The organism is Mesorhizobium sp. B264B1B (assembly GCF_020165765.1).
Taxonomy (GTDB): domain Bacteria; phylum Pseudomonadota; class Alphaproteobacteria; order Rhizobiales; family Rhizobiaceae; genus Mesorhizobium.
Genome location: NZ_JAIUIS010000004.1, coordinates 336,344 through 351,784 on the forward strand (window position 1 = coordinate 336,344; position 15,441 = coordinate 351,784).

General features: G+C 61.2%; 14 protein-coding genes. All 14 read left to right on the forward strand.

The features are described from left to right. Nucleotides 1-148: 148 nt before the first annotated feature. The 14 genes from LB547_RS10840 to LB547_RS10905 all read left to right on the forward strand — a co-directional run bounded on the left by LB547_RS10840 (nucleotide 149) and on the right by LB547_RS10905 (nucleotide 15,432). Nucleotides 149-928 (forward strand): UTRA domain-containing protein, encoded by a 780-nt coding sequence (locus tag LB547_RS10840; RefSeq protein WP_140560684.1) that lies wholly within the window; start codon nucleotides 149-151, stop codon nucleotides 926-928. Next, a complete protein-coding gene (locus LB547_RS10845) occupies nucleotides 925-2,247 on the forward strand; it encodes a UbiD family decarboxylase (protein ID WP_140763947.1) in 1,323 nt (440 codons plus the stop codon). The genes LB547_RS10840 and LB547_RS10845 overlap by 4 nt, the downstream gene beginning before the upstream one ends. Then, the gene (locus LB547_RS10850; protein ID WP_140567921.1) at nucleotides 2,244-2,897 is read left to right on the forward strand and encodes a UbiX family flavin prenyltransferase; all 654 of its coding nucleotides are present in this window, start codon (nucleotides 2,244-2,246) and stop codon (nucleotides 2,895-2,897) included. The genes LB547_RS10845 and LB547_RS10850 overlap by 4 nt, the downstream gene beginning before the upstream one ends. An 18-nt stretch (nucleotides 2,898-2,915) precedes the next feature. Further along, nucleotides 2,916-3,674: an aspartate/glutamate racemase family protein gene (locus LB547_RS10855; RefSeq protein ID WP_140763950.1), complete on the forward strand. Its 759-nt coding sequence runs from the start codon at nucleotides 2,916-2,918 to the stop codon at nucleotides 3,672-3,674. 12 nt (nucleotides 3,675-3,686) lie between these two features. Beyond that, on the forward strand, nucleotides 3,687-4,793 hold the full coding sequence (locus LB547_RS10860) for an NAD(P)/FAD-dependent oxidoreductase (RefSeq protein WP_140763953.1): 1,107 nt from the start codon (nucleotides 3,687-3,689) through the stop codon (nucleotides 4,791-4,793). Beyond that, entirely contained in the window at nucleotides 4,777-5,079 is a 303-nt protein-coding gene (locus tag LB547_RS10865) for a (2Fe-2S)-binding protein (RefSeq protein ID WP_140560679.1), read from the forward strand. Before LB547_RS10860 ends, LB547_RS10865 begins: the two co-directional genes overlap by 17 nt. Further along, on the forward strand, nucleotides 5,076-6,473 hold the full coding sequence (locus LB547_RS10870) for an NAD(P)/FAD-dependent oxidoreductase (RefSeq protein WP_140672556.1): 1,398 nt from the start codon (nucleotides 5,076-5,078) through the stop codon (nucleotides 6,471-6,473). The genes LB547_RS10865 and LB547_RS10870 overlap by 4 nt, the downstream gene beginning before the upstream one ends. A 1-nt stretch (nucleotide 6,474) precedes the next feature. Further along, nucleotides 6,475-7,005: a TIGR02444 family protein gene (locus LB547_RS10875; RefSeq protein WP_181171700.1), complete on the forward strand. Its 531-nt coding sequence runs from the start codon at nucleotides 6,475-6,477 to the stop codon at nucleotides 7,003-7,005. A gap of 100 nt (nucleotides 7,006-7,105) precedes the next feature. Continuing rightward, nucleotides 7,106-8,500 carry an amidase gene (locus LB547_RS10880; protein ID WP_140672558.1) on the forward strand — a complete coding sequence of 465 codons (1,395 nt, stop codon included), beginning with the start codon at nucleotides 7,106-7,108 and terminating at the stop codon, nucleotides 8,498-8,500. Between the two features lie 603 nt (nucleotides 8,501-9,103). Continuing rightward, on the forward strand, nucleotides 9,104-10,741 hold the full coding sequence (locus LB547_RS10885) for a methyl-accepting chemotaxis protein (protein WP_140763959.1): 1,638 nt from the start codon (nucleotides 9,104-9,106) through the stop codon (nucleotides 10,739-10,741). A 23-nt stretch (nucleotides 10,742-10,764) separates the two neighbouring features. Continuing rightward, a complete protein-coding gene (locus LB547_RS10890) occupies nucleotides 10,765-11,229 on the forward strand; it encodes a chemotaxis protein CheW (RefSeq protein ID WP_140763962.1) in 465 nt (154 codons plus the stop codon). Continuing rightward, nucleotides 11,229-12,464 carry a CheR family methyltransferase gene (locus tag LB547_RS10895; RefSeq protein WP_140525722.1) on the forward strand — a complete coding sequence of 412 codons (1,236 nt, stop codon included), beginning with the start codon at nucleotides 11,229-11,231 and terminating at the stop codon, nucleotides 12,462-12,464. The genes LB547_RS10890 and LB547_RS10895 overlap by 1 nt, the downstream gene beginning before the upstream one ends. Continuing rightward, on the forward strand, nucleotides 12,464-13,168 hold the full coding sequence (locus tag LB547_RS10900; RefSeq protein ID WP_140651005.1) for a chemotaxis protein CheW: 705 nt from the start codon (nucleotides 12,464-12,466) through the stop codon (nucleotides 13,166-13,168). Before LB547_RS10895 ends, LB547_RS10900 begins: the two co-directional genes overlap by 1 nt. Then, nucleotides 13,165-15,432 (forward strand): hybrid sensor histidine kinase/response regulator, encoded by a 2,268-nt coding sequence (locus tag LB547_RS10905; protein ID WP_140763965.1) that lies wholly within the window; start codon nucleotides 13,165-13,167, stop codon nucleotides 15,430-15,432. The genes LB547_RS10900 and LB547_RS10905 overlap by 4 nt, the downstream gene beginning before the upstream one ends. Nucleotides 15,433-15,441: the final 9 nt, after the last annotated feature.

Here is a 15,441-nt window from a genome sequence, read left to right on the forward strand (position 1 = left end):
CCCAACTGGTCTCAGATTTCACCAATTTCCCGCGAATTGCCGCCGATTCCAGACTCGCCATGATCAAAGCGAACCAAATGGCGCTGGACAATCCAGCCGAACTCGTCGTATCAATTAACCTAACATATGATATTACAATGGGGCTGGAATGGCGAACGAACTTCAAAACTCGCAACCCCTCTACGGGCAGATCAAGTCGGCCATTGAAAAGCGCATACGCGGCGACGAATGGCCTGCCGATTTCCGCGTGCCTTCCGAGGAACTGCTCGCCGAGGAATTCGGCGCCTCTTCCCTGACAGTGCGCCGGGCCCTGCGGGAACTTCAGTCAGAAGGCATGCTGGTTCGAATCCAGGGTCGCGGCACTTTCGTCGTCGGCCCCCGGATGCAGTGCGCCATATTCGATCTGCCCGACGTCTCGGAGGAAATCGCCCTCAGTGGCGGCGTGCATACCAGCGAAGTGCTCTTTCTGGGCTTTGTGCCCCCCGAAAGTCCGTTCGCCGGCATGCTGCCCCTGCCCTATGAAGGGCCGGTCTGCCACTCACGCCTGCTTCACAAGGAGGATGGAACGCCCATCCAGATCGAGGATCGCTTCGTCAACCCGGCGGAGGCCCCCGGCTATCTGAAGCAGGACTTCACCCGCATTACGCCTCACGCCTACCTCCTGCGGGAAACCGAAGTCACCTATGTCGACAATACGATCCGGGCCATCCGGGCCGACGAAGAAAGCAGGCGGGCCCTTGAGATCGACGGCAACCAGCCTTGCCTTCTGCTCGATCGCCGCACATGGCGCGAAGGCGTGCCTGTCACCCGCAGCCGCTTCCTCTATCCGGGCGACCGTTACCGGTTGCGCAGTTCACATGAAGCCACACCGAGCCGCGGCGGCACTATGCAACAGCGAAGTGCCCCGGCATCCAGGAGAATCCGATGAGAGACTACGTTGCCCGCTTGCGTGAACGCGGCGACCTGCTTGTTGTGGACAAGGAGATCGATCCGTTCCACGAACTGGCGGCTGTCACCCATGTGGCCCAGAAGCGCTGGGGCAAGCCGATCCTTTTCAACAACGTCAAGGGCACACGCTTTCCGGTCGTTACCAACGTCTATGGCTCGCGGGAGCGCCTGGCGGAGGTGATCGGCATCGATTCCACCGATTTCTGTCGTCAGTGGAGCAATCTTGCCAATCTCGGCTCGACAAGCGTTGGCGAACCCTTCGTCACCGTCGAGGACCCGGAACTGACCGAATGCAAGCTGTCTGAACTGCCACTCATCACCTACTCCGATCGCGATGCCGCGCCCTATTTCACCTCGGCCATGTTCATTGCCAAGGATCCCGAAACGGGGGTCGGCAATCTGTCCTATCACCGTTCGATGTATGTGAGCGACAGCGAGTTGCGCTGCCGCCTGGCGCCGCGCCATCACCTCACCATCTATCATGAAAAGGCCGAGAAGATGGGCAAGCCGCTGGAGGCGGCGATGCTGATCGGCGCACCGGCGACATCCTTCCTCACCGCCGCGGCTCCGCTGCCCTATGACGTGGACGAGCTTGAGGTCGCGGCGCGGCTGAAGGGCAGCCCCATCGCCATTCGCAAGTGCAAGTATATCGACCTCGAGGTTCCAGCCGACACCGAGATCGTCATCGAGGGCCGCTTCCTGCCAAACGAACGCCGGCCTGAGGGCCCGTTCGGCGAATTCATGGGTTACTACGTCCCTGAAGGCCCAAATGCGGTGTTCGAGGTTTTGGGGGTCACCGTGCGGCGCGACGCCATGTTCCACAGCATACTGTGCGGTTCGGCCGAGGAGGTGCTGACGCTGGAACTGTCGGTGTCCGCCAACATCTTCCAGCGGTTGAGCGCGGCGCTACCCGGCATTCTCGACGTCACCTGCCAGCCCTTTGTCAATCATGCCGTGATCAAGGTCGACCAGCAGTTCGAGGGGCACGCCCGCCAGGTGATGCTCGCCACCATCGGCGCCGAGCCGATCTGGGCCAAGGTGGTCACCGTCGTCGATGAGGATGTGGACATCTACAGCATGGACGACGTGATGTGGGCGACCCTGACCCGTTGCCGTCCCGACAAGGACATGATCATCATTCCCGATACGCCTTCCTTCTATCGCGACGAAGCCAAGGATCATTGGGGGCGCCTGCTCGTCGACGCCACCAAGCCGTTCCACCGCAAGGCCGAATTCGAACGCAAGAAGATCCGCCTTGCCGACAAGGTCGACCTTGCGGACTGGTTCGAAAACGCGTGAGCGGATCGGCTTCACTCTGGCAGGGCGGCGGGGGCGGCCCACAGCCTCCCCGCATCATCGTCGGCATCAGCGGCGCCTCCGGCGCCGTCTATGGCGTCAGGGCGCTCGACCAGCTCAGGGCCGCTGGCATCGAGACCCATCTGATAGTGACGCGGTCGGCGCATCTGACGCTTTCCCAGGAACTCGGCATGCGTCCTGCGGAGATCGCCGAACGGGCCAGCGTCTTCCACAATGTTCAAAACATCGGTGCCTCGATTTCCAGCGGATCCTTCCGGACGCTCGGCATGCTGATCGCACCCTGCTCCGTCAGGACGATGTCCGAGATCGCCTCCGGCGTCACCTCTAGCCTCATGAGCCGCGCCGCGGACGTCGTGTTGAAGGAACGCCGCAAGCTCGTTCTGATGCTTCGCGAGACTCCGCTGCATCTCGGGCACCTTCGGACAATGACCGCGCTCGCCGAAATGGGGGCGATCCTCATGCCGCCTGTGCCTGCTTTCTACGCCAAGCCGCGCTCGCTCGAAGAGATGGTGGACCACAGCGTCGGCCGCGCGCTCGACCTCTTCGGCATCGACAGCGGCAAGGTGGCGCGGTGGGAGGGAATGAGCGTCGACCGCGAAGCCTGTCCGAAGCCCGCCGACGACGCCTCCTGACCCAGCAGAGTCCTTACCATGCAACCTGTTATTAATGTCCTGCAAACCGCTGATCGCCCGCACCGCCAGCGTCCAGTCCACGGCGCGCATGTTGGCATTATCGTGCTCGACACGGGGTTCGAGCGCCTTCCCGGCGATGTCGCCAATGCCCTGACTTGGCGTTTTCCGGTACAGTATCATGTTGTCACCGGAGTACGCCCACAGGATGTGATCGAAGGCGCTCCCGAAAAGGTCTTGCCGGCTTTTTACGATGCGATAGACCGGTTGACCCAACTGGGCATGGACGGCATCGCCACCAGTTGCGGGTTCCTGGCGGTGGTGCATCCGCAATTGCGCGCCTACAGCCGGGTGCCGGTAGCCTCATCCAGTCTGATGCAAATCCCGCTCGTGCTGCAGACGTTGCCGGCGGACAAGACTGTCGGCGTCATCGTTTCGGACCGCAAGGCCATTACAGACAAGCATTTCACAAATATCGGGGCTCCTGTCGGCCTTCCGCTCGGCGAACTCGCCTTTGACGGGCCGATCCGCGCCAATATGCGCAACAACGCCTCCCGGGTCTCCTACGCGGCACAGGAACGCGACGCTCTGGAGAGCGTGGAGCGCATGCTCGCCGAAACGCCGTCGATAGGCGCCCTGGTCAGCGAATGCGCCAATCTTCCTCCCTATTCGCAGGCAATCGAGAAGGCCTTTGGCGTACCTGTCTACGATGTCGTGTCGCTGGTCGAGTGGCTTCACGCAGGCTTGAGGCCTCGCGGTTTCCACCCGGAAACCTCGTGAGGTGCAGTAGCGATGGAGGTGTTCGACCTGATCGTCGTGGGGGGCGGCCTCGTCGGGGCGGCCCTTGCATGGGGCGCGCAGACTGCCGGAGCCAACGTCGTCCTGCTCGACGAAGGCGACCAGGCCCATCGCGCCGCTCGTGGCAACTTCGGCCTTGTCTGGCTCCAGGGAAAGGGCGTCGGCACCCCACACTATATGCAATGGTCACTGCACGCAGGCCGAATCTGGCCGGGATTTGCCGCAAAGTTGAGCAACGCCGTTTCCTTCGACATCGGGTGGCGGCAACCTGGAGGGCTGCAATTCTGCTTTAGCGAGGCGGAACTAGACAAGCGCCGCGATGTCATCGCCCGCACACGGGCCGATGGCGGCGACATCGACATATCCATCCTCGACCGCGCCGACTTGCGGGCTATGCTGCCCGGTATCGGTGATGACGTGGTTGGCGCTTCGTTTTCCTCGCTCGATGGCCACGTCAATCCTCTATATCTGCTACGCGCGCTGCAGGGAGGGCTGCAGGACGCCGGCGGCAGCTACCGCCCCGGGTTCCGGGTCGAGAACATCGCCACGGAAAAGGACGGGTTCAAGGCAGTCAGCCGTACTGGCTGCGTTACCGGCAGGCGGATCGCCCTGGCCGCTGGTCTGGGCGCGGCCAACCTCGCCGGGCATGTGGGGCTTTCAATGCCGGTGAAGCCCGAGCGGGGACAGATTGTCGTCACCGAACGGATTAAGCCATTCCTGCCCTATGCCACCAACTGCATCCGGCAATCGCTTGAGGGCACGGTCCTGCTTGGCAGCAGCCATGAAGATCGAGGTTTCGACGACGGAACAGACGTGATTACCGCGGCCGCGCTTTGCAGGACGGCAGCCCGCGTTTTTCCCGCGCTGGCTGAGGCCACGGTGGTGCGCAGTTGGGGTTCGTTGCGCGTCATGACGCCTGACGGCCTCCCCATTTACGAGGAATCCGCTCGTTTTCCGGGCGCCTTTGCGGTCACCTGCCACAGCGGCGTCACCCTCGCCAGCGTGCATGCGCTGGAAATCGGTCCGGCGCTGGCGAAAGGCCGGCTACCGCAACATCTTTCGAGTTTCACAGGCGGCAGGTTCGATGTTCACCAGAGTTGAGTGTAGTTCCGCACTGCCTCCGGGCGCCAACGTCCTCGACTTTGAGGGCTCCCAGGTTCCCTTCCAGTCTGGCGACAGTGTCGCTGCGGCGCTGCTGGCGGCCGGAGTTTCACCATTGAGAGGAAGCCCTGTCGACGAAAGCCCGCGCGCACCCTATTGCATGATGGGCGTGTGCTTTGAGTGCCTGGTCGAAATCGACGGCAAGCAGAATCAGCAATCCTGCCTGACAAGGGCCCGCCCCGGGATGATCATCAGGCGCCAGCACGGTGCGAGGACGCTCGGATGAACGGCCTTTGGGACGCTATCGTGATCGGAGCCGGACCTGCCGGAATGACGGCTGCCGCAACACTGTCCGAAGGCGGTGCCCGCACACTCGTCATCGACGAACAACCCGCGCCCGGCGGACAGATCTACCGCGCCGTCGAACGCAACACGGACAGTGCGAGACTTTCCGCAGTGCTCGGCTCCGACTATGCGGACGGCGCTGCGCTGACGGCCAGGATGCGCGCCAGCGCCGCGGAGTTGCGTTTCAACACGAGCGCCTGGCGCATCGATGCCGACGGCACGGTCTGGACGAAGGCCGACGGCAAGGTCGAGCAGTTGCAGGCAAAGGCCCTCGTCATTGCCTCGGGCGCGATGGAGCGGCCGGTTCCGGTGCCTGGCTGGACGCTGCCCGGCGTCCTGACGGTCGGCGCCTTGCAGATCATGCTCAAGGATGCGGGGCTTCGCCCTTCCGGGCGCCTCGTGCTGGCCGGCTGCGGTCCTCTCGTCTACCTGTTCGCGGCCCAGTGCCTTGAAGCCGGCGTTTCCGACCTCGTGCTTCTCGACACCGCCAAGCGGACCAATCTCATACCCGCACTGCGGCATTTGCCGAAAGCCGTTTGCGGCCACGGTTTGGGTTACCTTTGGAAAGGCCTGGGATTGATGGCCGCGTTGCACCGACGCGGCGTGAAAATCTATCGCGGCGTTTCCAAGCTCCGCATCGAGGGCGCCGAGCGGGCTGTCGCCGCCAGCTTCCGGACCCGAACGGGCACCATACGCATCGACCTCGATCTGGTTGCCCTGCACGAGGGCGTGATACCGAGCCAGCAGATAGCCCGATCCATCGGCTGTGCCCATCGATGGGATGAAGAGCAACAGTGCTTCCTCCCGATCCTCGACCCGATGCGGGAAACCTCCATTCCGGGCGTCTTCATCGCCGGCGACGGCGGCGGCATCGTGGGCGCGATGGCAAGCGCCCATACCGGCGCGTTGTGCGCGCTTGCGATCCTCAAGGGTCTCGATAAGATTTCCGATACCGAATTGGAAAGCCGAAAGGCCGTCGCGCAGCAGGCCCTTGACGCCCACCTGACGATCAGGCCTTTCCTCGACCGGCTCTATCGTCCGCGCAATGAAGTGCTCGTTCCGGCGGACGACGTGGTCGTATGTCGTTGCGAGGCTATTCGTGCCGGAGCCATTCGCGACATCGTCCGGTGGGGCTGTCTCGGCCCGAACCAGGCCAAGGCGTTCCTGCGTTGCGGCATGGGTCCTTGCCAGGGCCGTATGTGTGGTCCGACGGTCAGCGCCATCGTCGCGCACGAAACCGGCCAGACTCCCGACGCAACGGGATATTACCGTATCCGCCCCCCCCTGAAACCAGTCTCGATCGGCGAACTGGCCACCCAATACGAGGAGGATTGACTTGAACGAACAGTCCTCTCCCGCAGACGCCGCATGGGCATTCCTGATTGACTTCTATGGACGCGAGGGCGTTTCCGAAGCCTGCCTCGTCCTGCAGGACGAGGCAGGTCTGGACGTGGTGGAAATGCTGATGCTCATCTATGCCGACATAGCTTTGGGCAAGTCCCTTTCAAGCGATGAGATCGCAGCGCTGCGGGCCGCAATGTCAAGCTGGCGTGAAGACGTAGTGCTTCCGCTGCGCGCGCTTCGCCGAACATTGAAGCCGCCACGCGAGGATATCGCCGACAATGCGAAAGAACAGCTGCGCGCCCAGATCAAAAAAGCCGAGCTGACGGCGGAGCGGCTGCAGATCGATTTCGCCGCAAATTGGCTGGAGAATGCGATCGGTGGCGGCCCACCGCCGGTAGCGACCCTGTCGAGGCTGATTGCCGAACGCAGCCACAACGGCATGGTCGAAAAAGCACTGGCGCACATCATAGCGGTGGCGCAGACCGGCCAAGACGCCCCTACACGAGCAGCAGCCGCTCCCTAGACGCCGCGAGCACCCGGTGCCGGGCGTGTGAACTTAGCGCATCGCCCGAGGGCGTTTTGGACGTGATTACGGGCGTGGGGTTGCAGGAGGTTGAATTCCGATGACCATTCCGGCCGACCCGCTCGATCCCGGTGGCATCCGTGGCTTCGGTCGCCGGATGCGGGCCGGCGAGACGACGGCCGTTGCCGCGACTGAGGCCTACTTGGCGCGGATCGCCGCCTACGATCGCCAGCTGCAAACCTATGAACACGTGGCGGCATCAGCCGCGTTGCGAGCCGCCAAACTCGTCGACGAGGCACTCGCCGGCGGCGTTGATTTCGGCCCCTTGATGGGTGTTCCCATCGCGATCAAGGACATCATCGCCGTTGAAGGAATGCCGACAACGGCCGGCTCGGATGTCGATGTCTCGGACCTGATCGGCGGCCCGGGCGGTTTCATGCGCAGCCTTGCCGCCGCCGGCTGCGTCATTATTGGCAAGACCAAGGCCGTCGAGTTCGCGATGAGCGGCACAGGTACCAATTATCGGCGGGGTACACCGCGCAATCCATGGGATGCCGCTGTATTTCGACTGACCGCCGGCTCTTCCAGCGGGTCGGCGGCCGCCGTGGCTGCGGGCCTTTGCGGTTTTGCCATTGGCACCGACACCGGCGGCTCGATCCGCGGCCCGGCTGCGTTCTGCGGCGTGTTCGGTCTGAAGCCGACGGCGAACATCTGGCCGACGGATGGCAGCTTCCCGGTCTCGGCGACGCTCGACACTATCGGCCCGCTAACCCGTTCGGCCGAGGACGCCGCCATCGTTTGGGCCGCTCTTCGCGGCACTCCCGTGCCTCCGGCGGCAACGATCAGAGGAGTAAAGCTCGGCCGACCTCGGGCCCTTTTCGGCGACCTTCTGGACCGTCATGTGGCGGCTCGGCTGGAAGGCGCCTTGTCGACGCTTGCAGCCGTCGGCGTCACGATTGTGGAAATGGACATTCCGGAACTCGCCGAGATCGATCCGCTCTTCCGCACCATCAGCCTAGCCGAAATGGTCACCTCGTTCGGCCGCGAGCGGTTCCACCGCACGAGCGCTTTGATGAACCCAGACATTGCCGCCAGCATCGCCGCCGGGTTCGACATCACGCAGACCTCGTATGCGAGTGCGCGTCGGCGGCAGCAGGAACTTGTTCAGCTCAACACTGCCTGGTTCAACGGAATCGATGCCTGGGTCGGACCGGTGAAATGGAAGCTGCCGCCGGCATTTCCGGGAGATTTTACGTCTCTGTCAGCATCCGCCGCTCTCCTGGACGCCTGCGCCGGCCCTACTCGATCGGCAAATGTCCTCGGCCTCTGCGCGGCGAGCCTGCCGCTCCCCCACGCTCCGTCGACATTGCCTACGGGTTTGCAACTGATCTGTCCTGGCAGAGCAGACGAACTGCTCCTCTCCCTCGCCTGTACGTTCGAATCAGTACTGGGACGCTCGCCCTCCCCCGACCTCTCAGGCTTCGCTCGCTCGTGACCGGCTGTTCTTGCCCGCTTTTTTTGGGCTCGTTCAAAATATCGGGTGGGGACAGTAAATCAGGGTATGATCACCGGGTCTATACGTTGCTCCCGCCAGGTTGTTGCGGTCCAAAAAGGTCTTTGGCCTTTGACCTGACCCTGCAGGCATCCGAGCCCTCTGGCACAACGCCGTCGGGGTCTTCTTCTCGGGCGGCAGCGCAAAGTCCGCTCGGCGCGCACACCATATGTGTCTCAGCTCCGCCCTTTTTTACTTTGCGTTGGATTCAAGATGAAATTAGGGGACGCAAGCGAGAGGTCGGCTTTCGGCATCAAGCGGGGCTAAGCAGTCATTCAACTCCTGGCCTCAAGCAGCTCATGCACGCTCCACTTGACGGCGCGTGCCGCCCCAGCCGATGTCGGGTTTATCTATGTCGACGGCGAGACATGCCTTTGAGCACGCTTATTGGGGGCGCCGACTGGCGAGCCGCTTCGGCATCATTAGCGATGGAACGGAAAAGAAACCATTCTGCATAAGACTGCTGCTTTTCGACGCACCTTTTCGAAACGTCGGAACGAGCGCTTTTCGCGCAGGCCTCGATGCCCCCATAGGTGAACCGGTTCCATGACGAGTCTGACAATACGCCACCGCATCCTCGTCAGTTTCGCTGCAGTTCTGGTGGTTATGTCCGTGATCGCCGTTATCGCGTACGCCTGGTTTCTTCAGGCGGAGCGGGAGGCAACTGAGGTCGAGAAGAGCATTCTTCCAGACCTCTATCACAGCACCGAGATCATGATGGGGCAGATGAAGGCACATAGCCTGCTTCAGGAATATGCCCTCCAGGACAACCCGTCGGATAAAAGCACGCTTGAAAGCACGATCGCGACCAATCGCGACCAAGTGCGGCGGTTGATGGACGAGTATGAAGCAACGATCGTGTCCGACATCGACAAGCAGAATTACGCAGTCGTCAAAGAACTCGCCAACCAATTTCGGCTGGCGGAAACTGCTGTGCTGGACACGAGCCGAGCTGCCTTGTCGAAAGGTGAAACTCCCAATGAAAGCCCGGTCATCAAGAACACGGTAGAGCCGATCTTTGTGAAATTGCAGTCCGCTCTGCAAGCCATGCTCGAGGATCACAGAGGCGAGGCAAACAGCGCGACGCAGCGGATCAGCTCAATCGTTAGCACGGCGGAAGTCGGTTTGAGCGTGGGCTTGTTGATAGCCCTCGGGCTAGCCCTTCTTTTGGGTTACCAGCTGTTTCGCGCTGTCACAGCTCCGCTCACACGTTTGGTCGACGCGGTTCAAATGATACGGCAAGGCGACTTCAGCGAACGCCTCGATCTGAGGCGCCGGGACGAATTCAGCGTGCTTGCCGACGGCTTCAACGCAATGGCAGACGATCTCACAACTCTCATTGGTCAGGTACAAAGGTCCAGCATACAGGTTGGCACGTCGATAACTGAGATTGCTGCAACCTCCAAGCAGCAGCAGGCAACAGCGACTGAAATCGCCGCGACCACGACTGAGATCCGCGCGACAGCCAAGGAAATTTCCGCCACTTCAAACGAGCTGGTTCGCACGATGAACGAGGTCTCGACAGTTGCCGAGCAAACGGCTGCCGTCGCGGGCGGAGGGCAAGAGGGGCTGACCCGTATGGAAGGAACCATGCAGCAGGTCATGGACGCGGCGGGTGCGATCAATTCCAAACTCGCAATCCTCAGCGAGAAAGCTGGCAGCATCAATCAGGTGGTGACGACCATCACCAAAGTGGCCGATCAGACGAACCTGTTGTCGCTCAACGCTTCCATCGAGGCTGAGAAGGCCGGCCAATATGGCCGGGGCTTTGCAGTGGTGGCGACAGAGATCCGAAGGCTTGCGGACCAGACGGCCGTCTCCACTTACGATATCGAGCAGATGGTCAAAGACATCCAGTCGGCAGTTGCTGCCGGTGTGATGGGCATGGACAAGTTTTCCGAGCAGGTCCGCCGGGGCATGCACGAAATCCAGCAGGTCGGCGGGCAACTCTTCGACATCATCCAGCAGGTCCAGGGGTTGGTGCCACGTTTCGAAGTCGCCAATGAAGGCATGCAAGCACAAGCGATCGGCGCGGGACAGATAAGCGACACGCTAACCCAGCTAAGCGAGGCAGCTCAGCAAACAGTCGAGTCCCTTCAGCAATCGACGCTCGCGATCGACGAGCTCAATCAAGTCTCAGGTAGCATGCGAAGCAGCATTTCAAGGTTCAAGCTGAGAGCATAGCGGGCCGGCAGTAGGAGGTGATAATGCTATTCCTCGCCTTCAGTATGGGTTCGGATCGCTACTTGATCGATGTCCACCAAATTGAAGAGGTGCTGCCCTATATCGATGTGAAAGTTCTGCCGGGTGCGCCAACCGGTGTGGTCGGTCTGGTCAGTTATAACGGAATACCCATCCCTCTCATCGATGTTACTCTTCTTGCGCTTGGCCGGCCATCGGAGCGCCTATTGGGCACCCGGATCGTTGTTACGCGCTACCCGGCGCGAGATGGCGAGCAACGCCTGCTTGGGTTGGTCGCGGAACGGGTGACGGATACGGTCGAGCGAGACCCTGCCGACTTCGCGCCGTTCGGCCTCGAGCCAGGAACGCCGTCTTATCTTGGTCCGGTGACTTCGGATGGCACGGAGATCATTCAGTGGGTCAAAGCGGAAGCGCTGCTTTCGGAAGAGATTCGTACCGCATTGCTCCGCCAGGCCGTGATGGGTGTTTAATGACCGGCGCAATAGAAAAGCTCCTGATGGAAACCATTGGACTGGACAGTGCCAGCGTTGGCCCGACAGTGGTCCGTCAGGCGGTCAGAGACCGGATGGCAGCGTGCCGGATTGCCAATCCTCAGGCCTATAGGGAACACTTGACCGGTTCCCCGCAGGAGCTTCAGGAGTTGATCAATGCGGTGGTGATCCCGGAGACTTGGTTCTTTCGCGACCGAGAAGCGTTCACGATGTTGGCGCGGCATGCGCGCGTGCACAAGCGTGCTCAGCCAACAAAAGTCTTGAGCCTGCCATGTTCAACCGGTGAAGAGGCCTATTCGGTCGCAATGGCCATGTTCGATGCCGGTTTTGAGGCGCACGAGTTCAACATCGATGCGGTGGACGTCAGTACCCGCAATATCGCGCTGGCTGAACGTGCCGTCTACGGGCGCAATTCCTTTCGCGGCAGCTATCTCGAATTCAGGGACCGCTATTTCGAAGCGGTCGAGGGTGGGTTGCGGCCCAGTGCTGCGGTGCTGAAACAGGTTCGCTTCAGGGTCGGCAACCTATTCGGTACTCGCGCAATTTTTGGGCAAGAGGTCTACGACATCGTACTCTGTCGGAATTTGCTGATCTATTTCAATCGCGAACTGCAGGATCGCGCATTGACCCGCCTGAAAGACCTCTTGGCCACGGACGGACTTCTTCTGGTCGGTCCCGCGGAAGCAGCACTTCCAAGGCTGCATGGCTTTATTTCCGCTGAATGGCCCTTGGCCTTTGCCTTCCTGGAATCGGAGCCCATCAAGGCCGCGGCGCCGACAACTGCTATCCCGGTGCGGACATCAACCCCGAAGCTCAACAAGAGCAAGCCCGTTCTTCGGCCACGACTGACCGTCGGCAAGGAAAACAGTGCGCCGGCCCTGGCCAAGCCCGTTGATCAGGTCTCGGAAAGCCTAGTCGCGGTTGAACGGATCGCCAATGCGGGTCGGGTAAAGGAGGCACAGGAGGTCGCCCTCGCCCATCTCGAGAAATTCGGTCCTTCCGCGCAAATCTTCTACCTGCTGGGCCTCGTTCAGGATGCGGATGGCGCTGCATCCAAGGCCGCGCAAAGCTATCGCAAGGCACTCTATCTCGCGCCAAATCATCGAGAGGCTCTGGTCCACCTGGCTTTGCTGCTTCGCAAGCAAGGCGACCACAGCGGCGCCGAGGCGCTGGCCGACAGGCTGGTCCGGGTCCAGAAAAGGAGCGGCACCTGATGCCGGCTTCGACAAGGATCGCTCTGCCAGTGGAGCAGATTGAAATCGACGATTGCTGGCGGCGGATAGGCGTTCGGGGTGACAAGTCCTGTCCCCAACTGGAGCAGCATCTACACTGCCGGAATTGCCCGACCTACAGGAAGATTGCACGGCGCCTCCTTGATCGTGCGGCGCCCTCGTCATATCGCGGCGAATGGCCCGATAGCGCTGGTCGTGCAGCGGTCGTTTCGGCGGACGATGAAGCGCCGCAGACGGCCGTTCTCTTCCGGTTGGGGCACGAATGGCTGGCGCTTCCAGCTGGCATTTTTCATGAAGTGGCTGAATCCCGTCCCGTTCATTCCCTTCCACACCGCAGGAATAGTGCAGTGCTCGGCATCGCCAATGTCCGGGGCGAATTGCTGATTTGCCTGTCGCTCGCTGAATTGCTCGGGATCGACGAACCCAAGGAGGAGGAACAAGGCAGACGAGCCAAGATATTTCGCCGCCTCGTCGTGGTGGGCGAGCGGGACAAGCGGGTTGCTTTCACGGTTGATGAGGTCCACGGCTTACATCGCTACCGGGCACGCGACACTCTCGCTGTGCCCGCTACGATCGGCAAGACTCTGTCGGCGGCTACTGTTGCCGTTTTGCCCTGGCGTGAACGGGCTGTTGGCTGTCTCGACCCGGGACAACTGCTCACGATGATGGATCGGAGCATGGCATGACAGATGAGGACTTCAGTCAGGTTTCGATGTTGAGCCTTTTCCAGGCCGAACTGGAGACGCAATCACAGGCTTTGACCTCCGGCCTTCTAGCGCTCGAACGCGATCCTGTCGCCACCGACGCCCTGGAAGAATGCATGCGGGCCGCGCATTCGCTGAAAGGAGCAGCCCGCATTATCGATCTGACGCCCGCCGTCAAAGTTGCAAATGCAATGGAAGATTGCTTGGTCGCCGCGCAACGTGGGCATCTGAGGGTACGCAAGGAGCATATAGATGCGCTTCTGCAAGGCTCTGACCTTCTGAAATTGATCGCATCGGGATCATCGAACGAGAGCGTCAACCCGGAAGTCGAAAGCTTTCTGGCGAAGTTCGAGGAACTGTCCCTCCCCGAGCCCGCACCCCAAGATTCGGCAGCTGATTTCGCAACGCCAGAGCATAGCCGAAAGGAGGCGGCGGCAACCTCGTCAGCGAACCCCCTTGTCGAGCCGAAAGCTCAAGCCCGAGGGAGCATCAGCTCAGATAGAATAGTTCGGGTGACGGCAGACAGCCTGAACCGATTGCTCGGTTTGGCCGGCGAGTCGCTGATGGAAGCTCGGCGGCTCAGGCCATTCGCTGACGGGCTGCTGCGGCTGAAGCGCCTTCAATCAGACATCGCAAGTGCGTTCGACAATCTCGATGCAGTGCTGCTGCCGGTCGCAAAAGATGCGGCTGTGGTGGAGGCGCTGGTTGAAACGCAGCGAAAGCTTCGGTTGAGCCAAGCCTTCTTGGCGGAGCGTCTCGATGAGTTGGATTCAGTCGATCGGAAAGCCACCGATCTTGCCAACCGATTGTACGAGGAGACGTTGGCGAGCCGGATGCGACCTTTTGAAGACGGGGTGAGACACTACGCAAGAACGGTCCGCGACCTCGGTCGTACACTTGGCAAGCAGGTGCGACTGGAGATCGTAGGCGGCTCGACCGGCATCGACCGCGATATCCTCGAGCAGCTGGATGCCCCCTTGGGGCATCTTCTGCGCAACGCGGTAGACCATGGGCTTGAACCGCCTGATGAGCGCCTCGCAACCGGCAAACCCGAAGAGGGACTCATCAGGCTCGAAGCGAGGCACAATGCCGGACTGCTGCAAATAGCCGTGGTGGACGACGGCAGAGGGATCGAGCTCTCGAAGCTGCGCGAGACTGTCGTCGCCCGGCAGTTTGCAACCAGGGAAAGCGCCGACGCGCTCAGCGAAACGGAATTGCTGGCATTCCTTTTTCTGCCCGGCTTTTCGATGAAAGTTGGCCTGTCCGACGTCTCCGGCCGTGGCGTGGGACTCGACGCAGTGCAGGCGATGACGAAGGAGGTCCGCGGAATCACGAGCGTCTCCTCGGAATTTGGTCGAGGAACCCGGTTTCAACTGCAACTGCCGCTGACGTTGTCAGTCCTGCGCACCTTACTCGTCGAAGTCGATGGGGAGCCCTATGCGTTTCCACTCGCTGCCATCTCCAAGACAATGAAATTGCAGCGGGTGGAGATCAACCTCCTGCAGGGCCGCCCGCATTTTCGCTTGAACGATCGACAGATCGGGTTGGTGACAGCGCGCGAGGTGCTGGATCGAGGAGAGTCTGCGTCCGAAGCAGAGGAACTCTCGGTCGTCGTGGTGGAAACGGGTCGGGGGGACGCCTACGGCGTAATCGTCGACCGTTTTCTCGGGGAACGCGAACTGGTGATCAGACCTCTCGATTCCCGGTTTGCCAAGATCAAGGACATCAGCGCAGCGGCCCTGATGGAGGACGGTTCGCCTGTTCTGATCTTCGACGTCGATGATCTGGTTCGATCGGTGGAAAAGCTTGCGTCGTCCAGCGGATTTCGAGCCCTTCGGCGAGCCGCGGGCGGTCCCGGACCGAGCAGACGCAAGCGCGTGCTGGTGATTGACGATTCACTCACGGTTCGCGAACTCCAGCGCAAGATGCTGGGCAATCACGGTTATGACGTCGAAGTGGCAGTCGACGGTATGGACGGGTGGAATGCCGTCCGATCTGGTCCTTTTGATCTCGTCGTCACTGACATAGACATGCCGCGCATGGATGGTATCGAACTGGTGAGCCTGATCAGAAAGGACGTCCATCTCAGGAACACACCCATCATGATCGTTTCATACAAGGATCGGGAAGAAGACCGCTCGCGCGGGCTTGACGCCGGTGCCGACTATTATCTGACCAAGAGTACCTTTCAGGACGAGGCGCTGATCCATGCCGTCGTGGACATGATCGGCGAGGCGACTGAATGAGATCGAAAT

Bases quoted from the DNA above. Each gene is read 5' to 3' on its own strand.
- LB547_RS10840 (WP_140560684.1), top strand. From the start codon at position 149: ATGGCGAACGAACTTCAAAACTCGCAACCCCTCTACGGGCAGATCAAG.
- LB547_RS10845 (WP_140763947.1), top strand. From the start codon at position 925: ATGAGAGACTACGTTGCCCGCTTGCGTGAACGCGGCGACCTGCTTGTT.
- LB547_RS10855 (WP_140763950.1), top strand. From the start codon at position 2,916: ATGCAACCTGTTATTAATGTCCTGCAAACCGCTGATCGCCCGCACCGC.
- LB547_RS10860 (WP_140763953.1), top strand. From the start codon at position 3,687: ATGGAGGTGTTCGACCTGATCGTCGTGGGGGGCGGCCTCGTCGGGGCG.
- LB547_RS10865 (WP_140560679.1), top strand. From the start codon at position 4,777: ATGTTCACCAGAGTTGAGTGTAGTTCCGCACTGCCTCCGGGCGCCAAC.
- LB547_RS10870 (WP_140672556.1), top strand. From the start codon at position 5,076: ATGAACGGCCTTTGGGACGCTATCGTGATCGGAGCCGGACCTGCCGGA.
- LB547_RS10880 (WP_140672558.1), top strand. From the start codon at position 7,106: ATGACCATTCCGGCCGACCCGCTCGATCCCGGTGGCATCCGTGGCTTC.
- LB547_RS10885 (WP_140763959.1), top strand. From the start codon at position 9,104: ATGACGAGTCTGACAATACGCCACCGCATCCTCGTCAGTTTCGCTGCA.
- LB547_RS10890 (WP_140763962.1), top strand. From the start codon at position 10,765: ATGCTATTCCTCGCCTTCAGTATGGGTTCGGATCGCTACTTGATCGAT.
- LB547_RS10895 (WP_140525722.1), top strand. From the start codon at position 11,229: ATGACCGGCGCAATAGAAAAGCTCCTGATGGAAACCATTGGACTGGAC.
- LB547_RS10900 (WP_140651005.1), top strand. From the start codon at position 12,464: ATGCCGGCTTCGACAAGGATCGCTCTGCCAGTGGAGCAGATTGAAATC.
- LB547_RS10905 (WP_140763965.1), top strand. From the start codon at position 13,165: ATGACAGATGAGGACTTCAGTCAGGTTTCGATGTTGAGCCTTTTCCAG.